Below are 26,355 nucleotides of genomic sequence, written 5' to 3'. Positions count from 1 at the left end.
TGTATGAGCGATCAATTATTAAAAGTCGTCGTGCGCAAGCGCGAAGAGCAGGGCGAAGGAGTGGTCGTACTGGACCTGAGTGATCCGGCCGGCCAGCCTTTGCCCGCCTTCGAGGCGGGGGCGCACGTCGACATCCACCTCAAGACCGGCCTGGTGCGCCAGTACTCGCTGTGTGGCGACCCGGCCAATGCCGGCGCCTATCGCCTCGGCGTCCTCAAGGACCCGGCATCGCGCGGCGGTTCGGTGGCCGTGCATGAGCTGCTGCAGGAAGGTCGCGAGATCGAGATCAGCCTGCCGCGCAATCACTTCCCGCTGGCCAGCGATGCCAAGCGCTCGATCCTGATCGGCGGTGGCATCGGCATCACACCGATGGTCGCCATGGCGTATGCGTTGAATGCCCGTGACAGCGATTTCGACCTGCACTACTGCGGCCGTTCCCGCAGCCGCAGCGCGTTTCTCGCCGAGCTCGGCAACGCGGCGTTCGCCGCCCGTCTGCACACCCACTTCGATGACGAGGCACCCGAGCAGAAGCTCGACCTGGGCAAAGTGCTGGGCACCCCGCAAGCCGGCGTGCATGTGTATGTCTGCGGTCCGGCGGGGTTCATGGACTGGGTCATTGCCCAGGCCCTGGCAGCCGGTTACGCCGATGATCACGTGCATCGCGAGTACTTCCAGGTGGAAGTCGACGCCTCGGGCGCAGGCTTTGAGGTGGTGGCGCAGCGCAGCGGCAAGACCGTGCAGGTTGCCGAAGGCCAGAGCATCGTCGAGGCGCTGACCGCGGTCGGCATCAAGATTGAAGTGTCCTGCGAGCAGGGCGTCTGCGGCACCTGCTTGTGCGACGTGATCGAAGGCGAACCGGATCACCGCGACGTCTACCTCACGGATGACGAAAAGTCCGCCAATGACCAGATTCTGGTGTGCTGTTCCCGGGCCAAGTCCAAGAAGCTGGTACTGGATATCTGATAGACCGGAGGGTAAGACCATGGTCGATACAACTGGATTTCGTAACTCAATGGCAATGCTCGGTGGCGCGGTTTCGGTCATCACCACCGATGGCCCTGCGGGGCGCTTCGGCTTCACCGCTTCGGCTGTGTGCAGCGTCACCGACCAGCCGCCGACGTTGCTGGTGTGCATGAATCGCTCGTCGTTTTCCAACGTGCACTTCAAGAGCAACGGCGTGCTCAGTGTCAACGTGCTGACGGCGGGTCACCAGGAAGTGTCGGGGGCGTTTTCCAATCGCAACCTCGATACCGACCAGCGATTTGCCTGCGCCTCCTGGAGCACTCTGGAAAGCGGTGCGCCGCTGCTGGATGAGGCGCTGGTGAGTTTCGACTGCCGGATTGCCCAGGCCCATGAAGTCGGCTCGCACACCATCTTTTATTGCGAGGTCCTGGGTATTCGCAATGGCGAGAGCCAGGAAGGCCTAGTGTATTTCAATCGCGCTTATCACCGCTTGGGCGATGCTTCCAAAGCGAACTGTTGAGTGCTTGGATCACGATAGAACTTTCCCATATCGTTGAAGATTTAATAATAACTATAAGCGGTTGTCGCTGTTTCGGCGAATGACTGTGCTACGACTTTTTTGCAGTAAGTGGTTATAAAAACAATACTGCGGATTGACTGCCAAAGTTGCACTTTGCTGAATTGATCTGCTTCCACTAGCCGTGCCTTTGCGCATGTAAAAAAAGAAGGAAAGTTTGATGTTTCAGAACAGCTGGATAAACCGTGGCCTTTCCACTGCGGCCGTGATGGGGGTCTTCACACCGCTGCTTGCGCACGCTGAGTTCGTCGACGACAGTCAGGTCAGCCTGGGCATGCGCAATTTCTACATCGACCGCGATTTCAAACAGCACGACGCGCCGCAGTCACGGGTCGGTAGCTGGACCCAGGGCTTCGATTTTCGCGCCATCTCGGGTTACACCGAAGGCACGTTGCAGTTCGGCCTGGACCTCTCGGCCCAATACGCCTATCGCCTGGATGGCGGCGGCGGGCGTGGTCCGGACACCATCATCCCGTACGACACCAGCAAGGGCGAGCAGGTCCGCGACTACGGGCGCGCGGCGCTGACCGGCAAGGTTCGCTACAACAAGACTGAACTCAAGGTGGGTGAACTTCGACCGACGTTGCCGGTGGCCTACATCGATGATTCCCGGCAGTTGATCACTACCTATCATGGCGTACAACTTGAGTCCAAAGAGGTCGATAACCTGACGCTGACCGGTGGGCGCTTCACCGAAATCAGTTCCCGCGAGTCTTCCAACAGAGAGAAGATGTACCTGTTTAATGGCCCCAATGTTAAACGCCGTAGTGATGGCTTGAATTTTGGTGGTGCGACTTATGCATTCACGCCGAACTTGTCCGGTACGTATTTCTTCGGGCAACTGGAAGATATCTATAAACAGCACTATCTGGGCCTGACCTACAACCATGACCTGGGTGCCGGTTATGGCTTGAAAACCGACCTTCGTTACTTCAATAACAGTGAAGACGGCAAAGCACTGTACGGCGATATCGACAACAAATCCTACGGGCTCATGACCACCCTGAAAAAGGGCGCGCATGCTTTCGGCGTCGGATATCAGCGCATGCTCGGCGAGTCGACGTTCCCGACGCTCAACGGTTATGCGCCGCAACCCTACCTGGTGAACTGGTCGACCGTGGCGTTCGTCAAGCCGAGCGAAAGCTCCTGGCAGTTGCGCTACGACTACAACTTCGCCGGCATGGGCTTGCCGGGCCTGAAGTTCATGACCCGCTACATGCGCGGCACTGGCATCGACCGCGGCAGCAACGCCCTGGACCAGAACGTCGAAAGCGAACGCAACATCGTGCTCGGTTATGTGGTGCAAAGCGGCGCGCTCAAGGACGTGGGTTTTGAATGGCGACGCATCGACGTCAAGACTCGTTATGGCAACGGCAATGCGTCCGGCCCGGACTATCAGGAAAATCGCCTGATCACCACGTACACCTGGAAGTTCTGAGCGAGTCGCTTGCGGCTTCCAGTACCGCCCGCGCATCGGGCGGTTTGACCACGGTTTTCCTTAGCCCGGATTGCTCCTCCCGGGCATTTTTTTGCTCTGTTCAAAGGACTGTCTATGCGCCGTTTCCATACCGGCACCGACCTCGATCGAGTGCACAGCATTGCCGAACTGGCCGACATGGCCCAACGACGCTTGCCGTACTTCGCCTGGGAATACCTCAACGGCGGGGCCGAAGCCGAGTTGACGCTGCGCGATAACCTCGACGCCTTCAGTGGTTATGGGCTGCACGCCAGGGCCATGGTGCCGTGTCACGCGCCGGACACTTCGCGCCTGCTGCTGGGCCAGGTGTTGCCGATGCCGATGCTGATCGGTCCAACCGGTTACAACGGCCTGCTGCACCGCGATGCCGACATTCACTTGGCCAGGGCGGCAACGGCCAGGGGTTTGCCGTTCACCTTGAGTACCGCGTCCAACACCTCACTTGAAGACCTGGTTGCAGCGGTTCCGGGGGTTGATCTGTGGTTCCAGCTGTACGCCATGCGCGATCCTCAGGTGCAGAAAGATTTGCTGCAGCGCGCCACTGCCGTCGGTTGCCGAACGCTGCTGTTGACCTGCGACGCGATGGTGCTGGGCAATCGCGAATGGGACCGGCGCAGTTTTGCCAGGCCGCGACAGCTGTCATGGCGCAATAAATTCGACGTGGTGCGCCACCCGCGCTGGCTCAGGCAGACACTGTGGCCGTCGGGGATGCCGGGCATGGGCAACCTCGAACCATACCTGCCGGCGAGCGAACGCAATGCCCTGGGGTCGATGGCGTTTATCGGCAAGCAGATGGACACCTTGCTCGACTGGGACACCCTGGCACGGCTGCGCGAACAATGGAGCGGCCGGCTGTTGCTCAAGGGTGTACTGCATCCGGCGGATGTCGAGCGGGCTATCGCCCTGGGCCTCGACGGCGTGGTGGTCTCCAACCACGGCGGTCGCCAGCTGGATGGCGCACTGAGCAGCCTCGACGCCCTGGCGGCCATCGCCCCTCAGGCTCGGGGCAAGCTCAGCCTGCTGCTCGACGGTGGCATTCGCCGCGGCAGCGATATCGTCAAGGCGCTGGCCCTGGGGGCCGACGCGGTCATGCTCGGGCGCTCCACGCTTTACGGCGTGGCCGTGGCAGGGGAAGCCGGCGTGGCCCGCGCCCTGGATTTATTAAGCGAAGAACTGGCGCGGAGCATGAACCTGATGGGCTGCACCCACCTCAATCACCTCGACCGCGACAGCCTGTTCCAGCGCCGATTGACCTGCACATTTACACCTGTGTAGGAGCGAGCCTGCTCGCGATGGTCGTCAACGATAACGCGGGAAACCTGACACTCCACGCTGGGTTTTTTCGCGAGCAGGCTCGCTCCTACAGGTCAGGTTGTAATGCGTTGCAGAATCGGAATCACGCTTGCGCGTTTCGGCCAGTGAGCCCCTGGCCCCGTTGCTAGGATCGAGGCTCTTCTACAGGAGTGAACCCATGAATATCAGTGTTATCGGCGGTGGTCACGGTTGCTACGCGGCAGCCATAGAGTTGGCGGAAAAAGGCCATTCGGTGCGCCTGTGGCGCAGGGACAGTGCGGCGCTCGAAACCCTGCAAGGGCTCGGGCATCTGCGGGTGCGCGACTTTCGTGGCGAACGCAAAGTCAGCCTCGGCCAGCCCGGCGACGCCCTGGCCCTGACCTGCGACCTGGCACACGCGGTGGTCGATGCACAGCTGCTGGTCATCGCCTTGCCTTCGACGACTCACGAAGACCTTGCCATTGAACTCGCGCCGCTGCTGCACGACGGCCAGGTGGTGTTCCTGCCACCGGGCACGTTCGGCAGCATGGTCTTCGCCCAGGCGATGGTCAGGGTCGGCAATCGCGCCGAAGTGGCGTTCGCCGAAACCGGTACCTTGCCTTACCTGGCGCGTAAACACGGCGATAACCAGGTAGTGATCAGCGGCTACGCGACTCGCCTGCCGACCGGGGTTTTCCCGAGTCGCCTCAGCGAGTCGGCGTTCGCCGTGCTGCGCGAGGCCTACCCCAGCGTCGAGCCGATCGAGGACGCCCTCAGCGGCGCATTGATGAACGCCGGGCCGATCATTCATCCGCCGTTGATCATGATGAACGCCGGGCCCCTCGAACATTTCGACACATGGGACATTCACAACGAAGGCACCGTCCCCTCGATCCGTCGAGTGACCAACGCGCTCGACGCCGAACGCATCGCAATCCGTGAAGCGCTCGGTTACGGCGCACCGCATTTCCCCCTGGCCGACCACTACGCCACCGATGGCGATGAATGGATGTACGGTCGCGGCGCCCACGGCAAACTTACCGACAGCGGCGACTGGCGCGAAGACATCGACCTGCAGAAGCACCGCTACATGCTCGAAGACACGCGCCTGGGCTTGTCGTTCCTGGTGTCGGTGGGGCGCTGGGCCGGCGTGCCGACCCCGATTGCCCAAGGCCTGCTGAGTGTGGCTACGGCGGTCAGCGGCATCGACTTGTATGCCCAGGGCCGGACTCTGGAAAACCTCGGCCTTGAGCAACTCAGCCGCAGCCAGATGACGCAGTACCTGAGCCAGGGGTTGCCAGCATGAGCGGCGGCCTGCAAGGCATCTGCATCGTCGGCGCCGGACGCATGGGCGAGGGCATCGCCCTGGCGTTCATGTTTGCCGGGCTGCCGGTGACCTTGATCGACATCAAGCACAGGGACGCGGCAGCGCAAGCCCGTTATTTTCGCGAGGTCGAAGACCATCTGCGGGGTGAGTTGGCAACGCTGGTGCGCCTCGGTTCACTGGATGCAGCTCAAGCCGAACAGGCGATGAGCCATGTGCGCCTGTGCGACCGCGAGGGCAGTAGTACCTGTTTGCAAGAAGCTGCAGTGGTGTTCGAGGCAGTGCCGGAAGTGCTCGAACTCAAGACCCAGACCTTCGCCTGGTTGAGCGAGGCGTGCGCCGCTGAAACGGTGATTGCGTCCACCACTTCAACCTTCCTGGTGACCCAGCTTGCGGCGCTGGTCACGCACCCGCAGCGCTTCGTCAACGCCCACTGGTTGAACCCGGCATTCCTGATGCCGCTGGTGGAGGTCAGTCGCAGCGACGCCACCTGCCCGCAGGTGCTGCAGCGCCTGATGGCCTTGCTCAAGCGCATCGGCAAAGTCCCGGTGCAGTGCTCCCCGGCAGCAGGCTACATCGTGCCGAGAATCCAGGCGCTGGCGATGAATGAAGCGGCGCGCATGGTCGAGGAGGGCGTGGCCAGTGCCGAGGATATCGACACGGCGATTCGTGTCGGTTTCGGCTTGCGCTTCTCGGTATTGGGGATGCTTGAATTCATCGACTGGGGCGGCGGCGACATCCTGTTCTATGCCTCGCACTACCTGGCGCAAGCCATCGACCCGCGCTTCCTGCCGCCCCAGGTCATCGCCGACAACATGGCACTAGGGCGCAACGGGCTACGCGAGGGAGAGGGATTTTATGACTACCGCGAGGTAGACCTGGAAGCCTACAAATTACAAAGGCTGGGTGAGTTCACCCGCAAGCTTGAATTGATGGGGTTGTCGCCGGTGTTCAATGGCGCGGTGGTGACGTCCTGACCTGGAACACCGCGCCGCCTGACATGGCGCCTGCTCCGTCCGAACGCAGGCTGCGCCAGCTGCTACAGGGCGCGCACAACCCATGTTGCGCTACACAACTCATGTAGCAGCTGGCGAAGCCTGCGTCCGGCTCGGGCCGCGTTCGGACGCAGCAGTCGTAAAAAAATACCTGTCTACTCTGGAATCGAGGTTGTCATGAAGCTGTACGAACTGATCACGTTCACCGTGCGCGTGCGCACTGTTGCCGCTGCCATGGAGTGCCTGCAGCAAAAACTGCACAACGCCGACGCCGGGGTGCAGCTGATGGGGTGCTGGGCCTCGGAGATCGGCCCGCTGAATCAGATCGCGGTGCTGCGCGGTTTTACCGATGAGGCCGCACGTCAGGCCGAGCGCGAACGTTATCTGTCGAGCGCGGACGCGTTTGGTGTCGAGGCTTACCAGTTGAACATGCGTGTGGAAAACTACACCTTGTTTCCCTTTATCGAGCCATTGCCGGCCGGGCAGCACGGGCCGTTCTACGAACTGCGCATGTACGACCTGGTGCCCTCGGGCCTGGCACCGACGATAGCGGGTTGGGAAAAAGCCGTGAGGCCAAGAACCGCCGAGCAATACTCACCGGTGTATGCGGCTTTTTATGCCACCGACGGGCAACTGCCCCGTTACCTGCACATCTGGCCCTACGCCTCTCTCGAACAGCGCCTGGACGTACGCACCCGCGCCGTGAAAGACGGAGTCTGGCCCCCGGAAAATTCGGGCCCGCAGCTGCTTGACATGCATTCGACGATCTACCTGCCGGCGAGTTTTTCGCCGTTGCAGTAAGTCACGGCGCGTTTGTCCTGTGAGCACGCGTTATCGTTAACGACCATCGCCGGCAAGCCAGCTCCCACAGTGTCCGTGGGGGGCAGAAATCTGCACACCGCCAATCCCTGTAGGAGCCCGGCTTGCCGGCGATGGCACTCGCGAGATCGCCATCGCCGGCAAGCCGGGCTCCTACAGGGGATTTTGGTTGTGCCAAAAATTCGCGTTCACGTAACGCCGCCGATGCAATGCCGGAGTGAGGGCACACCGAGCCTAGGCGAGGTGCCAAGTGGTGGGGCAAAAAGCGCTTGGTTACTTGGTGCCGGGGCGCGTAGCCATTTCCAAGTAACCCGCCGTAAGGGCGGAACCCATATCAGCCACAACCAAAAACCCGAATATGCCCCCCATCAAACCCCCAAATACCGCCGAGACAACTCCGGCGTAGCAGCCAACTCCCCCGGCGTCCCACTCCAAACCTGCCGGCCCTTTTCAATAATGTGATGACAGTCCACCACCCGGGCCATTTCCTTGAGGTTCTTGTCGATCACCAGAATCGTCTCGCCCTCGGCCTTCAAACTCGCCAGGCAACTCCAGATCGTTTCACGAATGATCGGCGCCAGGCCCTCAGTCGCCTCATCCAGAATCAACAACTGCGGATTGGTCAGAAGCGCACGGGCCACCACCATCATCTGCTGCTCACCACCGGAAAGCGTCTTCGACAACTGATCCTGGCGCTCCAGCAACCGTGGAAACAGTGCGTAAATCCGCGCCAGATCCCACTTGCCGCGGGTCGCCGTAGCGAGCAGATTCTCCCGCACGCTCAGACTGCCAAAACCGCGCCGGCCTTCCGGCACCAGCCCCAACCCAGCCTGGGCGATGCGATAGGGCGGCGCGCCGCGCATCTCCCGGCCATGCACCAGGATGCTGCCAGCGGTGGGTTTGAGCAGACCCATGATCGACTTCACCGTCGTGGTCTTGCCCATGCCATTGCGCCCGATCAGCGACACCACCTGGCCTTGCTCGATCTTCAGGTGCATATCGAACAGCACCTGGCTCAGGCCATAGCCGGCCTGCAATCCACTGACTTCAAGCATGTTCTTCTCCCAGGTAGGCGGCGCGTACTTGCGGGTCGTTGCGAACCTGCTCGACGCTGCCAGTGAGGATGGTCTGGCCGTAAACCAATACCGTAATGCGGTCAGCCAGGGCGAACACCGCGTCCATGTCATGCTCGACCAGCAGGATCGCGTAGCGACCCTTGAGCTCCAGCAGCAACTGCGTCATGCGCGCCGATTCCTCAGCGCCCATTCCGGCCATGGGCTCATCGAGCAACAGCACCGAGGCTTCCTGCGCCAGGGCCAGGGCGATTTCCAGCTGGCGTCGTTCGCCGTGGGACAACTCGCTGACCAGTGCCTGGCCCCGTGAACCGAGGCCCACGCGGTGCAAATAGTCGGCGGCCGGTTTCAGCAAGCGGGCGTCAGTGCCGAGCGGCCGCCACATGCCGAAGGTCTGCCCGTCCCGGGCGGCAATCGCCACGGCGACGTTTTCCAGCAAGGTGAACTCCGGGTACAGCTGGCTGACCTGAAAGGCTCGCGCCAGGCCCAGGCGAGGGCGCTGGTGGGCGGGCACGTCAGTGATGTCCTGGCCGTTGAGAAAAATCCTGCCCTTGTCCGGGCGGATCTCCCCGGCGATCTGCGAAATCAGCGTGGATTTCCCCGCGCCATTGGGCCCGATGATCGCGTGCAGTTCACCCGGTGCGATATCGAAACTTGCGCCGTTGGTGGCCTTGACTGCACCGAAGGATTTTTCCAGGTTTTGGGTAGACAGTTGCGCAGTCATGGACGCACCTCGCTATTGACGATCACGGGCGCGGCCGGCGACTTGCGCCAGCGCGGTCCAGGACTGAGGAGCAGACCGTACAGGCCTTTTTTGCCGAACAGCACCACCACCAGCAGCAACGGGCCGAAGATCAGCAACCAGTGCTCGGTCCACAGGCTCAATACCTGCTCCAGTCCCAGGTACACAGCAGCGCCCAACACCGGCCCGAGCAGGGTGCCAACGCCACCCAGAATGACCATCGCCATCAGTTCGCCGGACTTGTGCCAGGCACCCATGTCCGGGCTGACGAACATCGCGTAGTTGGCCCACAAGATGCCGGCCAGGCCACCGCCAACCCCGGCAATGACGAAGGCTGTCAGGCGATAGCGCAGCGGGTGCAGGCCCAGGCTGACGCTGCGTCGCTCGCTTTGCTTGAGGCCGCGCAGCACGTAGCCGAAACGCGAATTCACCAGCCGGCGGCAGAACAGCAGCCAGGCCACCAACAGTCCCAGGCACAGGTAATAGAACTGCACCGGGTTGTCCAGATCCAGGCCCGGCAGGGTATTGCGCTCGCTGAGCAGGATGCCGTCATCGCCGCCGTACAGCGACAGTGAGCCGAGCACGAAATACAGCATCTGGCCGAAGGCGAGGGTAATCATGATGAACTGCACGCCGCTGGTGCGCAGAGACAGGTAACCGACCACCACGGCGAACAACGCGCACACCAGCAGCGACAGCGGCCAGACGATCAGCGCGCTGCTGGAGCCTTCCCAGCCCCACAACGGCAGCGCCTGGGAAGTGTGAAAGCCGATCACGCCGACCACGTAGCCACCCAGGCCGAAAAACGCCGCGTGACCGAAGCTGATCATCGCGCCGTAGCCGATCAACAGGTCGAGGCTGGCCGCCGCCATGCCGTAGATCGCCAGGCGGGTGAACAGGCTGACCAAAAAGGGTTCGTGCAACAACGAAGCGAGCAACGGCAAAAGGGCGAACGTCGCCAGGCACAGCAGATCGATCAGAACTCGACGGGACATGGTGTTTTCCTCAGGCACGGGCCGGTAGCAGGCCGCGTGGACGGACCAGCAATACGACGGCCATGACGATGTAGGCGCTGGCGGAAATCAGCCCGCCACTCAAGGTGCCGCTGACTTCGGCGGGCAGCAGTTGGTCGAGCAATTGCGGGATATAGGCGCGCCCGAGACCGTCGACCATGCCGATCAGCAGGGCACCGGCCAGCGCACCGCGCACCGAACCGACGCCGCCGACGACGATCACCACGAAGGTGGTAATCAGGACTTTCTCGCCCATGCCGATTTCCACCGACAACAACGGCGCCGCCATGAAGCCGGCGAGCCCGCACAGCACACAGCCAAAGACGAACACCAGGGTGTACAGGCGGGCGATGTTCACGCCCAGGGCGCCGACCATCTCGTGATCGTCGGCCCCGGCACGGATCAACATGCCCAGGCGGGTGTGGTTGATCAGCAGCCACATGGCAATCGCCACCAGGGCTCCAGCCGCGATGAACAACAGGCGGCTGACCGGGTACATCAAGCCGGGCAGGACTTCGACGAAAGTCCCGTACCACTCGGGAGTCGGCATTGCCGGCGGGCTGCGACCGAACAACAGGGTGATCAGCTCGTTGGTGAAAAACACCACGGCGAGGGTGGCCAGCACCTGGTCGAGGTGATCGCGGCTGTAAAGCCTGCGCATGATGCTGGTTTCAATCAGCAGCCCATACAGCGCAGAACCGACAATCGCCGCCAGCCCGGCGAGCCAGAAAGAGCCGCTGGCTGACGCGGTATAGGCGGCACAAAAGGCCCCGACCATGTAGAAGGCGCCATGGGCCAGGTTGATAACGCCCATGATGCCGAAGATCAGGGTCAGGCCCGAGGCGAGCAGGAACAGCAGCGCGCTGTATTGCAGGCCGTTAAGTATTTGTTCGAGTAGCAGCATGGGGAATCCTACGGAAAATGCCGGAAATGTGCGCAGTCCTGTGGCGAGCGCCCTCGCCACAGGAACTCACCTGGCCACAGGCGCGCGGATTACAAGGCGCATTCAGCGGCAAAGCTGTCCACTTGCGATTTGGCAATGGTCTGCACCGGCACCTGGACCAGTTTGCCGTTGGCGTCGGCTTCTACCCGCAGCAAATACCAGTCGATGACCGCATGCTGGTTCTTGCCAAAAGCAAAGTCGCCGCGGATCGAGTCGAACTTGACGTTGCGCAGGGCATTGCGAAATGCCGTGGCGTCCTTCACGTTGCCATCCACGGTCTTCAATGCAGCCCCGATCAGGCGTGCCGTGTCATAGGTCTGGGCGGCATACACGGTCGGCACCCGGTTGTATTTATCGGTGAATGCCTTGACGAAGGCCTGGTTGGCCGGGTTGGTCGACGCCGGGTTCCACAGGGTCACGATGTTCATGCCCTTGGCGACGTCGCCGGTGGCGGCGAGCATGCGCTCATCCATGGAGAACACCGGCACCACCATCGGGATGGTTTTACCCAGGCCTGAACTGCCGTATTGCTTGGCGAAGTTGATGCCTGCTCCGCCAGGGTGGAATTCGAAAATCGCATCCGGTGCCAGCGACCGTACCCGGGCCAGCTCGACCGAGAAATCGAGTTGGTTGAGTTTGGTGTAGATCTCGGTCACTTCACCCTTGTAGGTGCGCTTGAAACCTTCCAGCGCATCGCGTCCACCCTGGTAGTTGGGCGCGAGGATCACCATCTTCTTGTAGCCCAGGTCGTTGGCCGCGACGCCGGCCATTTCATGGATGGTGTCGTTCTGGTAAGAGGCGACGAAGTAGTTGGGCTTGCACTGTTTGCCGGCCAGGCTCGACGGGCCGGTGTTGTTGCTGATGTAGAAGCCGTCCTTGGTCGCGGTGTTCACCACCGCCGCCAGTACATTGGAAAAAATCACCCCGGTGTACAGCGAAATACCGTCCAGGCTCATGCGGTCGATGATCTGCTTGGCCCGGGCCGGTTGCAGCCCGTCGTCCTCGACCAGCAGGCTCACGGGTACTCCGCCGAGCTTGCCGTTCTCCTGGTCGATCGCCAGCTGGAAACCGTCGCGCGAGTCTTCCCCCAGATACCCGGCGGGGGTCGAGAGGGTGGTGATGAAACCGATGCGCACCGGGTCCTGGGCCTGCGCCAGCAGACTGGCCACGCAGCTGGCTGCCAGCAATGTACCCACGAGTAGTTTTTTCATAATGCCGCCTTTAGTGAAGTCCGCATCGCGCGAGACGTAGTTGTTAGTGGAGGGCAGTAAAAAATGTGCGAGTGCCTGGAGCTTTGTTGTGGCTGTGGCTTCCAGTGTCAGGTGTTGCTATCGGTAAACTTCTCGTAGTACAGGCGTGTCTGGTCGAGGCTCTGGCCGGCCAGCCATTGCTTGATCGACTCGACCATCGGTGGCGGCCCGCAGAGGTACATGTCCAGGTCCTGATCGCGAAACTCGGCCAGGTCGAAATGCTCGGTGATGTAGCCGCGCTTGCCGCTCCAGTCCGGGGTCGGATCGCTGATTACCGGGGTGAAGCGAAAGCCGCGGATGCGCTCGGCGTAGGCCGCGATGCGTGCGGTTTCGCAGAGGTCCGCAGCGTTGCGCACGCCGTAGTACAAGTGCACCGGGTGTCCGCAACCGCCACGCTCGGCGAGCTCGTCGAGCATGCCCAGGAACGCCGAGAGCCCGGTGCCGCCGGCGACAAAGACCAGGGGCTTGTCGACATGGCGCAGGTAGAAAGCGCCTAGGGGCGCTTCGAGCATGATCTCGTCGCCAATCAGGCTGCGTTCGCGAATGTAGTTACTCATCAGCCCATCGGGTAGCAGGCGGATCAGGAATTGCAGCTGGTTACCCCTGTTGGGGCGGTTGGCAAACGAATAGGAGCGTTTGCCATCGCTGCCCGGCACCTGCAGCCGGGCGTACTGACCCGGCAGGAAGTCCAGTTGCTGGCCATCGGCGCCGGCATCCAGATGCAGGATCGCGGTGTTCGGCGAGACCTGTTCCACTGCTCGTACGATGCCCTTGAGCAGAGCCGGGCCCGGTGCGTTGCACAGACTGGAGGCGAAGTCGAAGTAGAACGCTGCATCGGACTGCACCCGGGTCTGGCAGGTGAGCATCTTGCGTTGGCGAATGTCTTCAGCCGACAGCGCTTCATCGTCGACATAGTCCTGGCTGTACAGGCCCGACTCGCAGCGTCCCTGGCACGTGCCGCACACGCCTTCCCGGCAGTCGAGCGGGATATTGATGCCGTTGCGCAGCGCCGCATCGAGGAGGATTTCATTGCTCTGAACCGGGAAAAACAGGGTTTTTCCGTCGGCAAAACTGAACGCGACCTTGTGACTCATGATCCAGACTTCCGCCAGTCAGAGGTGATAGAAATCGAGCGCCGAGTTGATGGTGTCGTTGAGCAGCAGCACATGCTTGCGGGAGATCTTCCAGCTATCGCCGTCGGGTCGCAGGTGGTAGGTCGCGCGGCCGAAGAATTGCTCGGCGGTTTGCAGTCGGTAGTACAGGGTGTGCCAGTTGACCCGCACCTCCAGCTCGTCGTTATCCAGCGGCGCAATGCGCACATTGCTGATCAGGTGCAGGGTGCGCGGCATCGGGATGGTCGATGCCGCCTTGCCGGTACGAATGCGGAACACCCGGTCTTCGAGCCCGCCCCGGTTGGGGTAGTAGATCAGCGACATGCTGCGTTTTGGGTCGGTGGTGTAGACGTGCTCCGAGTCCCATTGCGGCAGGTGAAACTCGCTGTCGTCGCTGAACATCGCCAGGTAAGCATCCCAATCCTGGGCGTCGCAGGCTTCGGCGTTGCGATAGAAAAATTGCTCGATGCGGTATTGCAGTTGCGAATTCATGGTCACACCTCACGCAGTTTCAACGGTTGCTCTTCGGCGGCCAGGCGCGCCAGGCCTTCGAGCATGAAGCGCTGCCAGTTGCCATGCTGATTGACGTAGAGGCCTTCATGGGTGAACTCGGTGCCGGTCAGCGCCGGTGAAATGCCGATGGTTTCGCTGTTGGGCGTGGCGCCCTCGACCCATTTGCCAGTGCCGCGGGAGATGTCGCTCCAGCGCTCCAGGCGCGCCTGGAAACCGCGCTGGGCTTCACGAAATTCCACCAGGTCATCCGGGGTGCCCATGCCGGAAACGTTGAAAAAATCTTCAAACTGGCGAATGCGGTTTTCCCGATCGGCGTCAGACTCGCCGACCACACCGAGGCAGAAGCTGTTGATCTCGGTCTTGTTCCAGGCGATCGGGCGGATAATGCGCAGCTGCGAACTGATCTGGTCGAGGAAGAACATGCTCGGGTAGATGTTCAGGTTGCGCAGCCGGTGCATCATCCACTCGGCCTTGCCCTGGCCGTGCTCTTCGAGCAGGCGCGGCATGATCGTCGAGTAACCGGGACGCACGGCGGGGTTGGGCATGTCGCTGAACAGCAGGCTGTGACCGTTGTGGAAGGCAAACCAGCCGTCATCGGTTTCCTTGTCGCCAGCGCCCAGCTTGCTGTAGTCGAGGGTGTCGGCACCGGCCAGGCCTTTTTCGCTGTTGACCTGCTGGCGGTGCTGCACGGTGGCCACGTAGTTGTAGTGCACGGTGCTCACGTGATAACCGTCCAGGCCGTTTTCGTTCTGCAGTTTCCAATTGCCATCGTAGGTGTAGGTGGATTTGCCCGGCAGCACTTCGAGTGCACCGGTGGGCGACTGCGCGACCATCATGTCGAAGAACACCTTGGCGTCGCCGAGGAAGTCTTCGAGGCTGTCGCTGCCATTTACGTCGAGGCTGATGAAGACAAACCCCTTGTAGCTTTCGATGCGGGCTTTTTTCAGGCCGCGGGTGGCTTTGTCGAAGCCTTCCGGGTACTCACCAGGCGCCTTGACCTTGACCAGGCGGCCGTCACTTTTGTAGCACCAGGCGTGGAAAGGGCAGGTGAAGGTCGACTGGTTGCCCTTGCCGACGCGCGTCAGGGTGGTGCCGCGATGTTGGCAAGCGTTGATCAGTGCATTGAGTTGGCCGTCGCCGTCGCGGGTGATGATCATCGGCTGGCGTCCGGCGCGCATGGTCATGAAATCGTGCTTGTTGGCGATCTCACTTTCATGGCAGGCGTAGATCCAGTTCTTCTCGAAGATCAACTGCATTTCCAGATCAAACAAATCCGGCTCGGTAAACATATCCCGGGCAATCCGGAACACCCCGTCCGCCGGGCGAAAGTCCAGGCAGCCCTCAATAAAACTTTTCCATTGTTCCAGGCTTTTTGCACTGTTCATTAATCGATACCTCGTTGCATCGGGCTAATTCGTGCATTTAAATAATTGGTGTGTGCCTTTATTAAATAAGTTGCCCGGCCCGGGGTCTATCCGCTTTGTCGGCAAACACAGTCCATAAAATTGGCCGGCCAGCACGGGGCTCGCGGCTTTGGCGGTGGGCTCGGGTGGTGCTCGGTAATTCGAAGTAAACGGATATGACTCGCGAATTAACAGGATAGAGAGTCAAGAATTAATACGGCCTAATCAGTCCTGTTGGGGTTTTACCCAACGCACATCTTTAATAACGACTGACGCTGATTATTTTAATAAAGAAACAACTGCCGACGATTGGGGTGATCGCTTTGGTCGCGCCGCTACTTGATGTGTTCGCACATTAAAAGGGAGGGGAAAGTTATGTTTCAAGCGAGTTGGTTTACCCGCTGCGTGCAGACGGCCAGCCTGGCCGGAATGATGACGCCGATGATGGCCATGGCCGACTTCGTCGAAGACAGCCACCTGGGCCTGGGCCTGCGAAACTTTTATATCGACCGTGACTACAAGGGTGAGAATCCGAAAAACTCGCGCATTGGCAGCTGGACCCAGGGTTTCGATCTGCGTTTCATTTCGGGCTACACCGAAGGGCCGCTGCAGTTCGGCCTGGACGCCTCGATGCAGTACGCCTACCGGCTCGATGGCGGTGGCGGCAGGGGGCCAGACAGCATCATTCCCTACAGCGTCAGCAAGCAGGAGCAGGCCACCGAGTACGGTCGCGGCGGCTACACGGCCAAGGTGCGCTATTCGAAAACCGAGTTGAAATTCGGTGAACACCGGCCGACCCTGCCGGTGGCCTACATGGATGATTCGCGGCAGCTGGTCACCACTTACCATGGCACCCTGATCGAGTCCAAGGAAGTGGACAAGCTGACATTGACCGGCGGACGCTTCACCGAAATCAGCGGTCGTGAATCTTCCAATAGCGAGAAAATGTACCTGTTCAACGGACCGGACATCCAGCGCCGCAGCGACGGCCTGAACTTCGGCGGCGCCAGCTACGCGTTCACGCCAGCGCTGACCGGCACGTACTTCTACGGGCAGCTGGAAGACATCTACCGCCAGCACTACCTGGGGGGAACCTACCTGGCTGATCTGGGCAGCGGTTACGGCCTGAAAACCGATGTGCGCTACTTCAACAACAAGCAAGATGGCGACGCCCTGTACGGCCGCATCGACAACCGTTCCTACGGCGCCATGACCACCTTGCGCAAAGGGCCTCACGCGTTTGGCCTGGGTTACCAGCGGATGCTTGGCGACAGTCCATTCCCGACACTCAACGGTTACGCACCCCAGCCTTACCTGGTGAACTGGTCGGCCATTGCGTTCATCAAACCTAACGAAAAATCCTGGCAGGCGCGTTACGACTTCGATTTCGCCGGAGTCGGCGTGCCCGGTTTGAAACTGATGACGCGCTACCTGCGCGGCACCGATATCGATCGCGGGGCCCTGAGCGACAGCAGCGAATCGGAGCGCAATATCTACCTGTCCTACGTGATCCAGGACGGTCCCTTGAAGAACCTCGGCGTCGAGTTGCGCAACATCAACGTCAAGTTCCGCCACGCCAATGACTTCGACGAAAACCGCGTGATCACTACCTACACCTGGAAGTTCTGGTAAGCGCGGGGTAACACCTGCCTGCCCATCTGGGCAGGTAATACCCAATCACTCCTGCGCACCTTGCCTGACTTTTGTGCAGTCGATGGCGATGTGCGCTTTTTTGCCGCGTGATTCCAGTGTTTGCGGGGCGCGAAGGATGTTCGTCGGGGAGGAGGAGAGCGATCTTGAGCGGTCCCTATCCGCTTAATCGACGAATGTTATCCGCATATTTCGGCAGGGCCTGCCACGGACCCTGGCGGCATGAACATTGCTCTTTCCCGCAGAGGCGTGCCGTTAGAGCGCGTTCAAAAAAACAGCCGTGGGTGCCCCGTGATGAGTACAAGTCCTGATGTACATGTTCGTGACATTCGTATCGAGCGCTATGACCTCAATGGCGCGCGCCAGTGGATGGCCGGAATCTGCGGCCCCCACTTGCTCAAGACCAGCCATCCCAACCGTATTCAATTCCATCACAGCGGCAATGTGCTCAAGTCGATGTCGACTACCCTGGGGGTGATCGAGTACGGCACCGACGTGACGGTGGGCATCGAAGACGCCGAACACCTGAATAGCTACAGCCTCAGCCTGCCCCTGGTGGGCGAGCAGCATCTGCTCAAGAACGGCTGTGAGATGACCTCCGATCGCGACTGCGCGATCATCGTCTCGCCCCACGAGAACCAGGAGCTGGCGATCAACGGAGACTGCCGCAAAATCCAGGTGGTCATCACTCGAGCGGCCATGCGCAAGTCCCTGGAAGACATGTTGCAGCGGCCCCTGGAAACCCCATTGCGTTTCGAGCCGGTGATGGACGCCGTCAACGGTTCTTCCGCATCCTGGTGGCGCATGGCGCGTTATTTCATCGGCGAGCTGGAGCGCAGTCGCGAACTGTATGACCAGACGTTTTTCACCCGCGATGTCGAGAGCTCGCTGATCAAGGGCCTGATCCTTGCCCAGCCGAACAACTACTCCGAGGAACTGCGCGATGTGCTGGGCGTGAAGCTGCCGCACTACCTGATCCGCGCCAAGCAGTACATCCACGAGAACGCTCGCGAAGCGCTGCACCTGGAAGACATCGAGGCGATTTCCGGAGTGTCGAGGTTCAAGCTGTTTGAAGGCTTCAGGAAGTACTTCGGCATGTCGCCCATGGCGTACCTGAAAAAGCATCGGCTGGGTGCGGTGCGCCAGGAAATCCTCGAAGATAATTCGGCGCGCAATATCTCGGTGATCGCCATGGGCTGGGGATTTACTCACCTGGGGCGCTTTTCCAGCGAATATCGCAAGTTGTTCGACGAAACACCGAGCACCACCTTGCAGCGTAACGAAGCTCGCCGCAGCCGGTCGCTTTGAGCATGCCGGCGTTATCAGGCGCGGGGCTCGATTTGTCGCGGTTGTGCCAAACGCCAGTGTTCACCAGTCGCTCACGCCAGGAAAGTCATCGGCTGCTGGCCCGTGAGTTGGTCGAGCACGACTTGAGCTGGCGCACGGGCAATGTCGACACGGCGTTCTTTCGCGCTGAAGTGGGGCGATGCCAATTATTTGTCCTGCGCTATGGCGCCGAGGTTGAGGTGCGACCTCGGCCGTTTACCGATTTTGTGCTGATGCAGATGCCGCTGCGCGGTCGGGCCAGTATCGAGTGCGATGGAGTGGCGCTGGAGTTGGAAGCCGGGCAGGTGGCGGTACTCTCGCCTAATCGCCAGGCGCGCCTGGTGTGGCATCAGGGCTGCGAACAATTGCTGCTCAAGGTGCCGCGCTCATTACTGCGAGTGATGCAGGAACGCTTGGTGGACGAGGGCGGGCTGGCTGCGGATTTTGTCCTGCCGGCGGCTTATTGCCTCGACACTGGCCAGGCGCGTGGCTGGCTGCGTCTGGTCGATGACTTGCTGGAACAGCTTGGCGCAAGCGAGGGCGCTGCGGTGCATGCGCACTGGTTGCGCCATCTGGAAGAAAGCCTGCCGCTGTTCCTCCTGACCCACCCACCTCAAGTGGCCACGATGCCATTGGCAGTGATCGAATCACCTGCACAGCGCCAGGCCTTGCGCCATTTGCACAAGATCGAAGGCTTGATGCGCAGTCACCTGGGTGAAGCACTGTCCTTGGGCGAACTGGCGGCTGCAGCCGGAATGAGTGTGCGCAGCCTCAACACCTTGTGCCAGCGCTGTTATGGGCAAACTCCGATGGAGCGCTTGCGTAATTTGCGCCTTGAATCGGTGCGTGAGCGTTTGCTGAGTTGTCGTGACCTGAGCGTTACTGCAGTCGCGTTGGAGCATGGCTTTGGCCATCTGGGGCGCTTTGCCAAGTATTACCGTGAGCGGTTTGGCGAGTTGCCGCATCAGACTGGCTGCGGTAAATAACCAAAACTCTGCCCGTTATCAGGCAGAGGCCGGGGTGTTGGCAGGATCGGTGCTCGACACAAATCCGTAGGAGCCCGGCTTGCCGGCGATGGCGATCTTGCGGACGCCATCGCTGGCAAGCCAGGCTCCTACAGGGATGGTGTGTATGCGGGATTGAGATTGGCACAAATCCGTAGGAGCCCGGCTTGCCGGCGATGGCGATCTTGCGGACGCCATCGCTGGCAAGCCAGGCTCCTACGCCACCCATTTCCCCATCAACGTATTGGAAGGCAGCCGCTCATCCAGCAACTTCCTGGCCGTTTCAACCCCCGCCACCGGCAACCCCGCAGGATCCAGCAACCCAATCTGCACCAGCACACTCGCCTGGTCCCAATAGATATGCTCATGGCAAAGCTTATCTCCGCGGAACTTGATCACCCCCAGCATCGGAATTTCAACATACCGACCCGTAGGCGCCACGTCAGGCAACATCCAGTCAATCTCACTGGTGTGGGTAAAACACATCACAAATTCGTCGACAATCTGCGAGGCCCCGACCGTGCGGGAAATCGGCACCAGCTTCATGTCTGGCGGATTGGCGTGCACAAAATGATTCTGGTAAAACCGGCTCAACTCGCGATAACCCACGCCACCGGTCATGGTCGGAATGTGATTGACGTAAGGCTCGGCAACCATCGTCGCCATGGTCGCCGGCACATCGCGCACTGCAAACTCGAATTCAATGTGCTTGTCCCACAACTGCGACAAGTTGTAGTTCGGGCCGATCGCCTGCCGCAGCGCCGCGATGCTGCGCTGGTGCGCCATCAACGCGGCGGGCTTGTTGTAGTGCATGCCGCCGTTGCGGGCGAACGCGTGGTCGACGTCGGGGTAGGTGTAGATCTCGACATTGTCACGGCCATCCAGGCGCTGGCTGATCAGCGCACGGGCAGCGGCATCGCAGTAAACATCCTGTTCGGCAAAATGCAGCACCAGGCGACCCTTGATCTGGTCGGCCTCATCGAGCAACTGCTCAATGCCCATGCCGTAGTAACCCACGCAGCAAGCAGCGTCGGTTCGAGTCGCCGTCAGGTAAGCCAGCTTGCCACCCATGCAGAAGCCCACATAACCCAGACCGACAGCCTCGACTTCGGGCAGGTCGCGCAATGCCTTGAAGCTGGCGGCGATGTCATCAACGGCCTTGTCGACATCCAGGCCCTGGAACAGCTCGATCGCCCGGGCGAAATCGGCCTCGGTATAACCAAGTTCAATACCCGGCTGCTGACGCCAGAACAGGTCCGGTACCAAGGCGACGTAACCTTCCTCGGCATAAAAATCGGCGACTTCACGCATGTTGGCGTTGATGCCGAAGATCTCCTGCCCGATCACCACGCCGGGACCCTTGCCACTGGCGGGTAATGCCAGGTAACCGGCGAAGCTGCCGCTGCCGTCGCCGGCGTTCACGCTGATCATCTTGCCCATGTTGTTGCCTCGCTCATCATCAGGTTTTTATGGATGCTGTTCAGGCCGGATCACGCAAGCGCTCGAACCACGCTCGCGGCGAGAGGCCCTGGTCCGGGCCGAGAATGGAGAAGCCGCCGTCCACCGGAATGTCCACCCCGGTAATCCACGACGCTCCATGGCTGCACAGGAACGCCACCACTTGGCCGATTTCCTCGCCACGACCCACGCGGCCCAGCGGGTGAAAGTGCGCGCCGACCCGGTCGGCCACCGCGAGGTCGCCGCCACTCATGCTTGCCACCGAGGGCGACCAGGTCCACGCCGGGGAGACGCTGATCACCCGAATCGATGCCGGCGCCAGGCTCACTGCCAGGTTGCGGGTCAGCTGCAGCAGCCCGGCCTTGGACGCCGGATACAGCGCTCGCCCGGCCACGCCGAACTTGCCGCCGGTGCTGCCGATGTTGATGACAGTGCCGCCGTCCACCATGTGCGGAGCGGCTTTCTGCACAAAGATCGCGGCGGACACCAGGTTGATGTTGAGGGTCTGCAGCCATTGCGCCCGATCCGACAACAAGCCCTGGTCGTCGTAGACGCAGGCGTTATTGACCAGGATGTCCAGGCGCCCGAAAGCGGCCAGGGTTTCGTCGAGGCAGTGGTCGATGTCCTCATCCAGCTCGACATTGCAGGCGACAAAACGGCAGCGATCACCCAGCTCGCGGGCGAGTGCCGTGCCTGTTTCGCGGTTACGCCCGACCAGCATCACACTGGCGCCGGCGTGCAACAGTTGCCGGGCAATGTCGGTGCCCAGGCCCTGGGTGCTGCCGGTGACGATTGCCACCTGGCCTTGCAGATTGGCGATGGGGGTTGTCTTCATGACATCGACTCCAGCGCGCTGTTGACGTCCGTGACGGTCGCGATCAGGCGCATGCTGTCGAGCGCTGCCTGGTGGGTCGCGGGGAGCGCAGCGGCGCAGGCATCGGCGGCCACCGTGACTTCGTATCCGCAATCAACCGCATGTCGCACCGTGCTCTCGACCACCGAGTGGGTGGCGACTCCGGCGATCAATAATTGCCTGGCGTCGAGCTGGCGCAGCAGAGTGTCCAGTGGAGTACCGTAGAACGCGTTGATACGGGTATGGGTGACGACAAATTCGTCCGCGCCTGGCAGTGGTTGCAGGGCGTCATGAAACTGCGCGCCCCAACTGCCTTCCTGTACGGCACCACTGGCGGCCACGGCGCGCAGGATCGGCGCGTTCTGCACCAGATCTGCATAGTCCGGGCGATAAGCCACGCGCACATGAATGATCGGCCAGCCGCGTAAACGGGCGCCTTGCTGCAACCTGATGGCGGCTTGCAGCAGCGCATCGCGGGCCGGATCGTGCGCCGCAAGCCCGACCCGAATGCGTCCATCGGGGTGCAGGACGTCGTTCTGGTAGTGCAGGGCAATGACGGTTGGACGAGTCATCAGACGAACACCTCCAGGTTGGCGAACACGTCGTTGCAGTTGATCAGGTCGACCCGTTTGAGCTGGATCTTCCAGTCGCCGTTGTCCTCGCTGGCCAATTTGTAGGTGTAGCGACCGGCCAACTGACGCTGGTCCAGGCGCCACTCGCTGACCTGGAACGTCGCGCTGACCACCAGCAGGCCCTGACTGTCGAGCCCTTCGATCATCACGTTGCCGACCAGATGCGCCGTGCGGGTCGGCGGCTGTTGTGACCAGTTGCGCACGTTCTCCACCCGGCGGATGCGCACCTCGCGCAGCATGCGGTTTTCCCAGAACAGCGAGATGTGCTCGAAAGGATCGACTTGGCCGTGCTGTTGCGGCACCCAATACATGCCCGAATTGGTAAACAACTGGTCCCATTCCCAGAACTGGCGCTCATCCAGCAGGCGTGCTTCGCGATACACAAACTGCTCGATTTCGCGCAAGGTTTCGTTGGGTACCTGCGCCGCCGTCAGGCCTTGGGTCGAGACATCGAAGGTGCGATCAAGCAGCATGGGTACTCTCCTTGGCAATCAGGGTGGCGGTCATGTAGTGCTTCCAGGCGGCGAACTGGTTACGCATGGGCAATTCGCTGGTGCCATTGGTCGAGACCGCACCGTCCGGCAGCAGCTGATCGGTGCCGACATAACGATGCATGCTGATCCATTCACCGCCGCGGGTCATGTTGCCTTCCTGGCAGCGGGCATAGACTTCGACGTCGTCGGGCATGACGTTGGAGGAGGGCGAGTTGATCACGTTGGCGTAGGTCAGCGCCCGGTCGAATACTGCATCCGGCGCGCCTTTGCAGCGGAACGTTTGGATCTCCACCAGGGTGCGGTCGACGGCCATCGGCCGGATCACCCGGAACTGCATGAACACGGTATGGGGCGAGCCGCTGCCGTAGATCACGGTGTTGTGCCGGTTCATCCCCAGGATGCTCCGGGCGCGTTCCTCACCGTATGCGTCGCTCAGGCATTCGAAGTGCGCCCTGGACACTTCATCGCGCTCGGCGGCAGCCGGATCGAAGATCGCTTCCATGTAACCGTGGCCATTGTGGTAGGCGCGCAATTCGAGTTTTTCCCAGAAGTCGTAGGGTTCGCCGTTGCCGTCCATGATCAGCAGTTCGAAGGGCATTTCCCCCAGGGTTTCGGCTTCGCTGCGAGCTGCATCCACCGACGATTCGTGGGTGACGCGGGCGTGCATGGTGTCGTGGAGATTTTCGTAGAACACTTTCCAGTTCGAGCGCTGCATGACCCGGAAGATACCGCCGGCGACTTCGACTTCACCCACGGGCGAGCGATCGCACAGGTTGTCGATGGAGGTAATCACGCCGCCGAGAAAACCTTTCAGGTCCGGGCCGTGATCGATCTGGCTGGCGAACACAAAGCCGCGATAACTGTCGACGCGCGCCAGGCTGACCATGGAAAAATCGGCGTGCTGCGGATTGAAACAGGTGCCTTCGAAGGCATTTTTCAACGGCGCCGACAGGTGTTGGCCGTCGAGTTTGAACGTCCAGGCGTGGTAAGGGCAGCGGAAGAACTTGCCGACGTTACCGTCGCCCTCGGCCACCAGCTTGGCGCCTTTATGCGGGCAGCGGTTGTACAGCACGTTGACGGTTTTGTCGGCGCCGCGCACCAGGATCACGTCCTGATCACCCACGCGCGTGGTGTGGTAGTCACCGACGTTTTTTACCTGGCTCTCGTGGCCCACGTAGATCCACGCCTGGCCATAGATGCGCTGCATTTCCAGGTCAAACAATTGCGGGTCGGTGTAGACGCTTTTGTGCACGCTGTCGTCGCGCACCAAGGCCGCGATATGTTCGTTGGAGGGGATCATGGTGTCTCCTTTCTAGCCGTATTGAAGGGATGCGCGGTACCGCGGCGCACTTACAAATCGAGAACCAGTCGGGCGCTGGATGCGCGCGATACACAGGTGCAGAAGCTGCCCCCGGCCCGTTCGCGCTCCGACAGGCAGATGTCGCGGTGCTCGGCAGCGCCTTCGAGGACCTGGGCCACGCAGACCCCGCAGTCACCACGACGGCAGTCGAACAGCGGGTCGAGGTCGGCCTCGATCATCGCCTCCAGCACGCTTTTGCCGGCAGGCACCTGCAGCGTCACGCCACTGCTGCGCAGCTCTACTTCGAAGGCGCCGGGGCTCTCGGAGTCGAGGCTGCCGATGAACAATTCGCTGTGCAGCCGCGACTCATCCCAGCCCAGCTCGCGAGCCGTTTGCAGCACGGCGCTGATCAGCGACTTGGGTCCGCAGACGTACAGGTGGCACTCGGCGGAGTGCGATTGCAGCAGGCGGGTGAGGGGCAGGCGTCGGGTCGGGTCACCGCCGCTGATCCAGCATTGGGCGGACTCGAGCGCCTGGACTTCCTGCAGATACGCCATGCGGCTGGCATCCCGTCCGGCGTAGTGCAGAGTGAACGGCTGCTGACTGGCGACGAGCGAGCGGGCCATGCCGAGCATCGGCGTGATGCCGATGCCGCCTGCGATCAACAGGTATTCACTGGCGTCGGTAGCCAAAGGGAAGTGATTGTTCGGCGGCCGTACGAGCACTTGCTGCCCAACCTGCACCCCGTGCATCCAGCGTGAGCCACCGCTGCTCTGGTCTTCCAGCTGCACGGCGATTTCGTAGTGCGGGTTGCCCGGCAGGTTGACTAGCGAGTAGGCGCGCCACTGGATTTTGCTGCCCGGTATTTGCACTTCGATGTGCGCGCCGGGGGTGAATTCGGGCAAGGGGTGGTCAGCATCGGCGACCAGGATCAGGCGCCGGATTTGGGGCGTGAGCGGGTCGATCCGTTCGATACGCAAAGACAGGCTGGACATGTACGATTCCTGAACGGGGGCGGGGTGGGTCGCCGTTGAAGTCGTACTTACTGTAGGGAGGGAGGTCGGGGCGAAAAAGCCGATAACGGCAAGTTGATAGCCGCATTTTGCGAAAGTGAGCGCCTGTGGGAGCAAAGCTTGCTCGCGATGGCGGCTTCAGGTGTACATATCCGTTGCTGGGGTATTGGCTTCTAACGGTTCCGCTCTTACAGCGGGTTACTTTTGATAGAGCGTGTCGGGTCCAAACATAGAATCTGAAACGAGCGCCTGTGGGAGCAAAGCTTGCTCGCGATGGCGGCTTCAGGTGTACATATCCGTTGCTGGGGCATTGGCTTCTAACGGTTCCGCTCTTACAGCGGGTTACTTTTGATAGAGCCTGTTCGGTCCAAACATAGAATCTGGAATGAGCGCCTGTGGGAGCAAAGCTTGCTCGCGATGGCGGCTCAAGGTGTACATATCCGTTTCTGGGGTATTGGCTTCTAACGGTTCCGCTCTTACAGCGGGTTACTTTTGATAGAGCGTGTCGGGTCCAAACATAGAATCTGAAACGAGCGCCTGTGGGAGCAAAGCTTGCTCGCGATGGCGGCTTCAGGTGTACATATCCGTTTCTGGGGTATTTGCTTCTAACGGTTCCGCTCTTACAGCGGGTTACTTTTGATAGAGCCTGTTCGGTCCAAACATAGAATCTGGAATGAGCGCCTGTGGGAGCAAAGCTTGCTCGCGATGGCGGCTTCAGGTGTACATATCCGTTTCTGGGGTATTGGCTTCTAACGGTTCCGCTCTTACAGCGGGTTACTTGGAACAGCGCCAAGTAACCAAGCGCTTTGTGCCCCACCACTCGGCACCTCGCCTAGGCTCGGTGTGCCCGAACGCAGGCATTGCTCCGCGGGTCGCCGCGATGGGCCGTCCCTGGCCCAGCGCGGCTAAACCGGCATCCTTGCCGGTTTCCCCGCTACGCAATACCTGCGTTCGGCCATCGTGGTTAACGGGCGTCCGCGATCAAAAACCGGGCCGAGGCGGCCTGAAAGCCGACCTGACGGGTAGTTCGGCTTTGCATTGGCGGTGTTACGTGAGGGCACATGTTTGGCATAACGAAAATCTCCTGTAGGAGCCCAGCTTGCCGGCGATGGCACTCGCGAGATCGCCATCGCCGGCAAGCCGGACTCC

Annotated in this window: 24 protein-coding genes; 10 read left to right on the top strand and 14 right to left on the bottom strand. The window is 61.0% G+C overall.

The genetic code is table 11. The annotated features are described in order from the left end of the window. The first annotated feature begins 3 nt into the window (after positions 1 to 3). The 7 genes from ORL50_RS25065 (at position 4) to ORL50_RS25035 (ending at position 7,409) form a co-directional block, all read left to right on the top strand. Positions 4 to 963: a PDR/VanB family oxidoreductase gene (locus tag ORL50_RS25065; RefSeq protein WP_266018965.1), complete on the top strand. Its 960-nt coding sequence runs from the start codon at positions 4 to 6 to the stop codon at positions 961 to 963. A 19-nt stretch (positions 964 to 982) separates the two neighbouring features. Further along, a complete protein-coding gene (locus ORL50_RS25060; RefSeq protein WP_266018964.1) occupies positions 983 to 1,483 on the top strand; it encodes a flavin reductase in 501 nt (166 codons plus the stop codon). A 217-nt stretch (positions 1,484 to 1,700) separates the two neighbouring features. Continuing rightward, positions 1,701 to 2,978, top strand: coding sequence for an OprD family porin (locus ORL50_RS25055; protein ID WP_266018963.1), 1,278 nt, complete (start codon positions 1,701 to 1,703; stop codon positions 2,976 to 2,978). Between the two features lie 114 nt (positions 2,979 to 3,092). After that, a complete protein-coding gene (locus tag ORL50_RS25050; RefSeq protein WP_266018962.1) occupies positions 3,093 to 4,292 on the top strand; it encodes an alpha-hydroxy acid oxidase in 1,200 nt (399 codons plus the stop codon). Between the two features lie 196 nt (positions 4,293 to 4,488). Then, positions 4,489 to 5,595 (top strand): NAD/NADP-dependent octopine/nopaline dehydrogenase family protein, encoded by a 1,107-nt coding sequence (locus tag ORL50_RS25045; protein ID WP_266018961.1) that lies wholly within the window; start codon positions 4,489 to 4,491, stop codon positions 5,593 to 5,595. Next, a complete protein-coding gene (locus ORL50_RS25040) occupies positions 5,592 to 6,590 on the top strand; it encodes a 3-hydroxybutyryl-CoA dehydrogenase (protein ID WP_266018959.1) in 999 nt (332 codons plus the stop codon). Before ORL50_RS25045 ends, ORL50_RS25040 begins: the two co-directional genes overlap by 4 nt. A gap of 195 nt (positions 6,591 to 6,785) precedes the next feature. Continuing rightward, a complete protein-coding gene (locus ORL50_RS25035) occupies positions 6,786 to 7,409 on the top strand; it encodes an NIPSNAP family protein (RefSeq protein ID WP_266018958.1) in 624 nt (207 codons plus the stop codon). Positions 7,410 to 7,795: 386 nt separating this feature from the next. Here ORL50_RS25035 and ORL50_RS25030 read toward each other — a convergent pair whose 3' ends face one another. From ORL50_RS25030 to antA, 8 genes are all read right to left on the bottom strand, one after another. After that, positions 7,796 to 8,482 (bottom strand): ABC transporter ATP-binding protein, encoded by a 687-nt coding sequence (locus ORL50_RS25030; protein WP_266018957.1) that lies wholly within the window; start codon positions 8,480 to 8,482, stop codon positions 7,796 to 7,798. Continuing rightward, positions 8,475 to 9,224: an ABC transporter ATP-binding protein gene (locus ORL50_RS25025; protein WP_266018956.1), complete on the bottom strand. Its 750-nt coding sequence runs from the start codon at positions 9,222 to 9,224 to the stop codon at positions 8,475 to 8,477. Before ORL50_RS25025 ends, ORL50_RS25030 begins: the two co-directional genes overlap by 8 nt. Beyond that, complete coding sequence (locus ORL50_RS25020; protein WP_266018955.1) at positions 9,221 to 10,237, bottom strand: branched-chain amino acid ABC transporter permease; 1,017 nt, start codon at positions 10,235 to 10,237, stop codon at positions 9,221 to 9,223. Before ORL50_RS25020 ends, ORL50_RS25025 begins: the two co-directional genes overlap by 4 nt. Positions 10,238 to 10,247: 10 nt before the next feature. Then, entirely contained in the window at positions 10,248 to 11,159 is a 912-nt protein-coding gene (locus tag ORL50_RS25015; RefSeq protein WP_266018953.1) for a branched-chain amino acid ABC transporter permease, read from the bottom strand. Positions 11,160 to 11,248: 89 nt separating this feature from the next. Then, positions 11,249 to 12,409, bottom strand: coding sequence for an ABC transporter substrate-binding protein (locus ORL50_RS25010; protein ID WP_266018950.1), 1,161 nt, complete (start codon positions 12,407 to 12,409; stop codon positions 11,249 to 11,251). Positions 12,410 to 12,516: 107 nt separating this feature from the next. Then, positions 12,517 to 13,542: an anthranilate 1,2-dioxygenase electron transfer component AntC gene (gene antC / locus ORL50_RS25005; protein WP_266018949.1), complete on the bottom strand. Its 1,026-nt coding sequence runs from the start codon at positions 13,540 to 13,542 to the stop codon at positions 12,517 to 12,519. An 18-nt stretch (positions 13,543 to 13,560) separates the two neighbouring features. Beyond that, a complete protein-coding gene (antB, locus tag ORL50_RS25000) occupies positions 13,561 to 14,052 on the bottom strand; it encodes an anthranilate 1,2-dioxygenase small subunit (protein ID WP_266018947.1) in 492 nt (163 codons plus the stop codon). Positions 14,053 to 14,054: 2 nt separating this feature from the next. Beyond that, positions 14,055 to 15,458: an anthranilate 1,2-dioxygenase large subunit gene (gene antA / locus ORL50_RS24995; protein WP_266018945.1), complete on the bottom strand. Its 1,404-nt coding sequence runs from the start codon at positions 15,456 to 15,458 to the stop codon at positions 14,055 to 14,057. Between the two features lie 393 nt (positions 15,459 to 15,851). On the opposite strand from antA, the gene ORL50_RS24990 reads away from it, so the two are divergent. The 3 genes from ORL50_RS24990 to ORL50_RS24980 all read left to right on the top strand — a co-directional run bounded on the left by ORL50_RS24990 (position 15,852) and on the right by ORL50_RS24980 (position 19,438). Beyond that, positions 15,852 to 17,108, top strand: coding sequence for an OprD family porin (locus ORL50_RS24990; RefSeq protein ID WP_266018944.1), 1,257 nt, complete (start codon positions 15,852 to 15,854; stop codon positions 17,106 to 17,108). Positions 17,109 to 17,420: 312 nt separating this feature from the next. Next, entirely contained in the window at positions 17,421 to 18,434 is a 1,014-nt protein-coding gene (locus ORL50_RS24985) for an AraC family transcriptional regulator (RefSeq protein WP_266018942.1), read from the top strand. A gap of 2 nt (positions 18,435 to 18,436) precedes the next feature. Then, entirely contained in the window at positions 18,437 to 19,438 is a 1,002-nt protein-coding gene (locus ORL50_RS24980) for an AraC family transcriptional regulator (protein WP_266018941.1), read from the top strand. 234 nt (positions 19,439 to 19,672) lie between these two features. On the opposite strand, the gene ORL50_RS24975 is transcribed toward ORL50_RS24980, so the two are convergent. Genes ORL50_RS24975 through ORL50_RS24950 form a run of 6 tightly spaced genes read right to left on the bottom strand, consistent with a single transcriptional unit; the run spans position 19,673 to position 25,188 of the window. Continuing rightward, positions 19,673 to 20,896: a dienelactone hydrolase family protein gene (locus ORL50_RS24975; protein WP_266018940.1), complete on the bottom strand. Its 1,224-nt coding sequence runs from the start codon at positions 20,894 to 20,896 to the stop codon at positions 19,673 to 19,675. Positions 20,897 to 20,936: 40 nt separating this feature from the next. Further along, on the bottom strand, positions 20,937 to 21,749 hold the full coding sequence (locus ORL50_RS24970) for an SDR family oxidoreductase (RefSeq protein WP_266018939.1): 813 nt from the start codon (positions 21,747 to 21,749) through the stop codon (positions 20,937 to 20,939). Next, complete coding sequence (locus ORL50_RS24965) at positions 21,746 to 22,339, bottom strand: cysteine hydrolase family protein (RefSeq protein WP_266018938.1); 594 nt, start codon at positions 22,337 to 22,339, stop codon at positions 21,746 to 21,748. The genes ORL50_RS24970 and ORL50_RS24965 overlap by 4 nt, the downstream gene beginning before the upstream one ends. Beyond that, complete coding sequence (locus ORL50_RS24960) at positions 22,339 to 22,872, bottom strand: aromatic-ring-hydroxylating dioxygenase subunit beta (RefSeq protein WP_266018937.1); 534 nt, start codon at positions 22,870 to 22,872, stop codon at positions 22,339 to 22,341. The genes ORL50_RS24965 and ORL50_RS24960 overlap by 1 nt, the downstream gene beginning before the upstream one ends. After that, the gene (locus ORL50_RS24955) at positions 22,862 to 24,193 is read right to left on the bottom strand and encodes an aromatic ring-hydroxylating dioxygenase subunit alpha (RefSeq protein ID WP_266018936.1); all 1,332 of its coding nucleotides are present in this window, start codon (positions 24,191 to 24,193) and stop codon (positions 22,862 to 22,864) included. Before ORL50_RS24955 ends, ORL50_RS24960 begins: the two co-directional genes overlap by 11 nt. A 50-nt stretch (positions 24,194 to 24,243) precedes the next feature. Next, on the bottom strand, positions 24,244 to 25,188 hold the full coding sequence (locus tag ORL50_RS24950; RefSeq protein ID WP_266018935.1) for a PDR/VanB family oxidoreductase: 945 nt from the start codon (positions 25,186 to 25,188) through the stop codon (positions 24,244 to 24,246). Positions 25,189 to 26,355 lie beyond the last annotated feature (1,167 nt).

The organism is Pseudomonas sp. RIT-562 (assembly GCF_026241895.1).
GTDB classification, from domain to species: domain Bacteria; phylum Pseudomonadota; class Gammaproteobacteria; order Pseudomonadales; family Pseudomonadaceae; genus Aquipseudomonas; species Aquipseudomonas mandelii_F.
Note: the sequence above shows the minus strand (reverse complement) of the source record. Positions and strands in the feature narration are given on the sequence as shown.

What these genes read in the sequence shown, in the direction of transcription:
- ORL50_RS25065 (WP_266018965.1), top strand. Translation starts at nt 4, where the DNA reads ATGAGCGATCAATTATTAAAAGTCGTCGTGCGCAAGCGCGAAGAGCAG.
- ORL50_RS25060 (WP_266018964.1), top strand. Translation starts at nt 983, where the DNA reads ATGGTCGATACAACTGGATTTCGTAACTCAATGGCAATGCTCGGTGGC.
- ORL50_RS25055 (WP_266018963.1), top strand. Translation starts at nt 1,701, where the DNA reads ATGTTTCAGAACAGCTGGATAAACCGTGGCCTTTCCACTGCGGCCGTG.
- ORL50_RS25050 (WP_266018962.1), top strand. Translation starts at nt 3,093, where the DNA reads ATGCGCCGTTTCCATACCGGCACCGACCTCGATCGAGTGCACAGCATT.
- ORL50_RS25045 (WP_266018961.1), top strand. Translation starts at nt 4,489, where the DNA reads ATGAATATCAGTGTTATCGGCGGTGGTCACGGTTGCTACGCGGCAGCC.
- ORL50_RS25040 (WP_266018959.1), top strand. Translation starts at nt 5,592, where the DNA reads ATGAGCGGCGGCCTGCAAGGCATCTGCATCGTCGGCGCCGGACGCATG.
- ORL50_RS25035 (WP_266018958.1), top strand. Translation starts at nt 6,786, where the DNA reads ATGAAGCTGTACGAACTGATCACGTTCACCGTGCGCGTGCGCACTGTT.
- ORL50_RS25030 (WP_266018957.1), bottom strand. Translation starts at nt 8,482, where the DNA reads ATGCTTGAAGTCAGTGGATTGCAGGCCGGCTATGGCCTGAGCCAGGTG.
- ORL50_RS25025 (WP_266018956.1), bottom strand. Translation starts at nt 9,224, where the DNA reads ATGACTGCGCAACTGTCTACCCAAAACCTGGAAAAATCCTTCGGTGCA.
- ORL50_RS25020 (WP_266018955.1), bottom strand. Translation starts at nt 10,237, where the DNA reads ATGTCCCGTCGAGTTCTGATCGATCTGCTGTGCCTGGCGACGTTCGCC.
- ORL50_RS25015 (WP_266018953.1), bottom strand. Translation starts at nt 11,159, where the DNA reads ATGCTGCTACTCGAACAAATACTTAACGGCCTGCAATACAGCGCGCTG.
- ORL50_RS25010 (WP_266018950.1), bottom strand. Translation starts at nt 12,409, where the DNA reads ATGAAAAAACTACTCGTGGGTACATTGCTGGCAGCCAGCTGCGTGGCC.
- antC (WP_266018949.1), bottom strand. Translation starts at nt 13,542, where the DNA reads ATGAGTCACAAGGTCGCGTTCAGTTTTGCCGACGGAAAAACCCTGTTT.
- antB (WP_266018947.1), bottom strand. Translation starts at nt 14,052, where the DNA reads ATGAATTCGCAACTGCAATACCGCATCGAGCAATTTTTCTATCGCAAC.
- antA (WP_266018945.1), bottom strand. Translation starts at nt 15,458, where the DNA reads ATGAACAGTGCAAAAAGCCTGGAACAATGGAAAAGTTTTATTGAGGGC.
- ORL50_RS24990 (WP_266018944.1), top strand. Translation starts at nt 15,852, where the DNA reads ATGTTTCAAGCGAGTTGGTTTACCCGCTGCGTGCAGACGGCCAGCCTG.
- ORL50_RS24985 (WP_266018942.1), top strand. Translation starts at nt 17,421, where the DNA reads ATGAGTACAAGTCCTGATGTACATGTTCGTGACATTCGTATCGAGCGC.
- ORL50_RS24980 (WP_266018941.1), top strand. Translation starts at nt 18,437, where the DNA reads ATGCCGGCGTTATCAGGCGCGGGGCTCGATTTGTCGCGGTTGTGCCAA.
- ORL50_RS24975 (WP_266018940.1), bottom strand. Translation starts at nt 20,896, where the DNA reads ATGGGCAAGATGATCAGCGTGAACGCCGGCGACGGCAGCGGCAGCTTC.
- ORL50_RS24970 (WP_266018939.1), bottom strand. Translation starts at nt 21,749, where the DNA reads ATGAAGACAACCCCCATCGCCAATCTGCAAGGCCAGGTGGCAATCGTC.
- ORL50_RS24965 (WP_266018938.1), bottom strand. Translation starts at nt 22,339, where the DNA reads ATGACTCGTCCAACCGTCATTGCCCTGCACTACCAGAACGACGTCCTG.
- ORL50_RS24960 (WP_266018937.1), bottom strand. Translation starts at nt 22,872, where the DNA reads ATGCTGCTTGATCGCACCTTCGATGTCTCGACCCAAGGCCTGACGGCG.
- ORL50_RS24955 (WP_266018936.1), bottom strand. Translation starts at nt 24,193, where the DNA reads ATGATCCCCTCCAACGAACATATCGCGGCCTTGGTGCGCGACGACAGC.
- ORL50_RS24950 (WP_266018935.1), bottom strand. Translation starts at nt 25,188, where the DNA reads ATGTCCAGCCTGTCTTTGCGTATCGAACGGATCGACCCGCTCACGCCC.